This window comes from Nocardia sp. NPDC058497 (assembly GCF_042720195.1).
GTDB lineage: Bacteria > Actinomycetota > Actinomycetes > Mycobacteriales > Mycobacteriaceae > Nocardia.
Map to the genome: position 1 here is coordinate 1 of NZ_JBHXMY010000654.1, position 3,103 is coordinate 3,103.

Sequence of the window (3,103 nt, forward strand, 5' to 3'; positions counted from 1 at the left end):
ACCACATCGAGACCTAGGGCGTCTGGGTGCGCGGCACCCTGGTGCCGGGTACACGGGAGGCGATCGAGGAACTGCGCGACCTGGGTGGGGTGTGGGTTCCGGTCGGGTGATCGGTGCCGGTCGCCGTGGCGGCGACCGGCTATCCGGGTCAGCCCGCGGCGGCGGCGCGGAAGACGTCCAGGGCTTCCTCGCCCAGATGCGGGCCACTGACCTCGACCGGCACGGTCGAGGTGGCGACCAGGTCGGCGCAGGTCAGCGCGAAAGTTGGCTTACCGGGCAGGATCTGCCCGAATTCGGCGGCCGCCGCGGCGAAGACGATCCGCCCGACCTGCGCCCACACCATGGCGGCGGCGCACATCGGACAGGGCTCGCCGCTCGCGTACACGGTCGAGCCGCGCAACGCCTCGGCCCGTCCCGCGGCGGTGGCGGTGGTGATCGCGACCAGTTCGGCGTGGGTGGTGACGTCGCCGGTGGTGCTCACCGCGTTCGTGCCCTCGGCGAGCACGCGGCCGTCACGGTCGACGGCGACCGCCCCGAAGGGCCGGTCTCCGCGCGCCGCGGCCTGACCGGCGAGGTCGATGGCGCGACGCAGGTGGGTGATGTCGATCTCGGTGAGTGCGGTCATGTCGCGAGGTCCACTTCCGTTCCGATGCCGTTGGCGCGAGCCCTGTCGATGATCAGGCGGGCGGCTGCCAGGTCCTGCGGGCCGACCGCGTTGCCCAGTGGTGCCGATCGAGTCTACGACCACCGCCGCCCCCGCTCACGGATGGTGTTCCGCCGCTCGGGCCGCTGAGCGCAGGGCGATGCGGGCGGCGTGGATGGCGGGGTGGGCGGCCGTGCCGTTGCGGTAGGCCAGGTGGGTGTGGCGGCGGGTCGACAAGGGTGTGAGGGCGACATCGTCGGGTGGGGAGTGCAGGGCTAGGGCGGGCACGATCGCGGTGCCCGCGTCGGCGGCGACCAAGGCCAGGACCGTGTCGAAGTCGTCGGCGTGGTGGCGGATGTGGGGCGTGAAACCCGCTGCCTGGCAGGCGCGGAGGGTGACGGTGTGGCAGAGGGTGCCGGGTGTGCCCGCGATCCACGGGGATTCGAGATGGGCGCGCAGAGGTTCGGTGTCCGGGAACGGGTTTCGGGTGGCGAGGTAGACCGTCTCGGTGTGCAGGGGCTCGGTGTGGATGGCGGGGTCGGGGGTGGCGGGGACCAGGTCGTAGTCGTGGGTGAGGGCGATGTCGAGGGCACCCGCGCGCAGGGCGTCGGGGACCTCGGCCGGGTCGATCTCGGTGACCGTGAGCTCGAGGCGGGGATGGTCGGTGCTCAGGGCGACCAGGGCGGGGGACAGGAGCGTGCGGGCGGCGGTGGGGAAGGCGCCGATCCGCAGGGTTCCGACGAGTTCGTCTCGGGCGCCCGCCAATTCGGCATCGGCGCGTTCGAGGGCGGCGAGGATCGTTTCGGTGTGGCCGACGAGCAGGTGCGCGGCCGGTGTGAGAGTGACGCGGCGACCCGTGCGTTGCAGGAGGGGCACGCCCGCCTCGCGTTCGAGGGCAGTGAGCTGTTGCGACACGGCCGATGGCGTGTAGCTGAGCGCGTCGGCGACCGCGGCGATGGTGCCGCGGTGGGCGAGTTCGCGCAGCAGGCGGAGCTTGCGGACGTCCAGCATCAGTTCAGCTTACGTTCGACATTATGAATGTGAACTGGACCTGATGTGTCGGCGGCTCGACGATAGGAATCATGACATCGCCGCAGGGTTTGTTCGTCCCCATGATCACGCCGTTCACCGCCGACGGCGCCCTCGCTCCCGCTGCCCTGGAACGGCACGCGCACAGCGTCCTCGACGCGGGCGCGACCGGACTCGTCGCCTTGGGCACCACCGCCGAGCCGTCGGCGCTGACCGCCGGCGAACGGGACCGCGTCCTCGACCTCTGCGCCGCCGTATGCGCCGAACGGAACGCGCCGCTGATCGTCTGCGCCGGCGGCAACGCGACCGCGGAATCGGTCAGGGCCGTCGGCGAATTGCGGCACCCGGTCGCGGGTGTGCTCGCGGTGGTTCCCTACTACGTGCGCCCGAGTGAGGAGGGCGTGGTCGCGCACTTCACCGCGCTGGCGGCGGCCAGCCCGGCCCCGCTCTACGTCTACGACGTGCCCTACCGCACCGCGCGCCCACTCAGCGGGGAGACGCTGGTGCGGCTCGCGAACATTCCGAACATCGCCGGGTTCAAGCACTCGGTCGGCGGTGTGGACGCGGCCAGTGTCGAACTGATGGCACGCGCCGGATCCAGTACGACGGTGCTGTGTGGCGACGACCGGTTCGCCTCGGCCCTGCTCGCGCTCGGCGCGCGGGGCGGCATCCTCGCCGCGGCCAATGTCGCGCCCGCAGAGTACGCGGAGTTGATTGACGCCTGGCTCGCCGGTGACGTGGCGCGGGGCCGCGAGATCGGTCATCGCCTCGACGCGCTCGGCGCCGCCCTGTTCGCCGAACCCAACCCGACGGTCATCAAAGCGGTGCTGGCCGAGCGCGGGCAGATCCCCAGCGCGGCGGTCCGGTTGCCGCTTCTGCCCGCTTCGCCCGATTCGACGACGGCGGCGCTGCGGGCCGCCGATGCCGCGGCGGCCGCTCCCGTGTGACACGAGATCACGAACAATAAATTTCGCTGGTCTTCGGCGAATAAAGATGCCAGGCTCAAGCGGTGACGAAACCTCCGGATATCGGCGCCGCTGCCGATCCCACCTCCGACAAGCTGGACGCCGCCGTACTCAAAGTGGCAGGCGTGGTCGTCCTCGGTGCCGTGATGTCGATCCTCGACATCACCGTGGTCACCGTCGCGATTCCGACATTCATGGCGGACTTCCAGGCCTCCGTCGAGGTCGTCGCCTGGACCATGACCGGCTACACCCTGGCGCTGGCCTCGGTCATCCCGATGACGGGGTGGGCGGCCGACCGCTTCGGCACCAAACGCCTCTATATGGCGGCGCTGACCTTCTTCATCATCGGGTCGGTGCTGTGTTCGATGGCGTGGAGTATCGAGTCGCTGGTGGCGTTACCCCGGAACCACGGCCACCGGGGGGGCCAGGAAAATTCCCGCGGCCAGTCAAATAATAACCCAGCCCC

General features: G+C 70.7%; 4 protein-coding genes. 2 read left to right on the top strand and 2 right to left on the bottom strand.

Annotated elements, in window-relative coordinates:
- Positions 1 to 148 precede the first annotated feature (148 nt).
- On the bottom strand, positions 149 to 625 hold the full coding sequence (locus tag ACFWPJ_RS28910; protein ID WP_378856083.1) for a nucleoside deaminase: 477 nt from the start codon (positions 623 to 625) through the stop codon (positions 149 to 151).
- A gap of 135 nt (positions 626 to 760) precedes the next feature.
- Positions 761 to 1,654 (bottom strand): LysR family transcriptional regulator, encoded by an 894-nt coding sequence (locus ACFWPJ_RS28915; protein ID WP_378856085.1) that lies wholly within the window; start codon positions 1,652 to 1,654, stop codon positions 761 to 763.
- Between the two features lie 71 nt (positions 1,655 to 1,725).
- On the opposite strand from ACFWPJ_RS28915, the gene dapA reads away from it, so the two are divergent.
- Both dapA and ACFWPJ_RS28925 read left to right on the top strand, forming a co-directional pair.
- Positions 1,726 to 2,619 carry a 4-hydroxy-tetrahydrodipicolinate synthase gene (gene dapA, locus ACFWPJ_RS28920; protein ID WP_378856087.1) on the top strand — a complete coding sequence of 298 codons (894 nt, stop codon included), beginning with the start codon at positions 1,726 to 1,728 and terminating at the stop codon, positions 2,617 to 2,619.
- 62 nt (positions 2,620 to 2,681) lie between these two features.
- On the top strand, positions 2,682 to 3,103 hold a 422-nt coding region (locus ACFWPJ_RS28925), incomplete at its 3' end, for an MFS transporter (protein ID WP_378856089.1).

Coding starts and splice junctions, on each gene's coding strand:
- ACFWPJ_RS28915 (WP_378856085.1), bottom strand. CDS start 1,654: ATGCTGGACGTCCGCAAGCTCCGCCTGCTGCGCGAACTCGCCCACCGC.
- dapA (WP_378856087.1), top strand. CDS start 1,726: ATGACATCGCCGCAGGGTTTGTTCGTCCCCATGATCACGCCGTTCACC.
- ACFWPJ_RS28910 (WP_378856083.1), bottom strand. CDS start 625: ATGACCGCACTCACCGAGATCGACATCACCCACCTGCGTCGCGCCATC.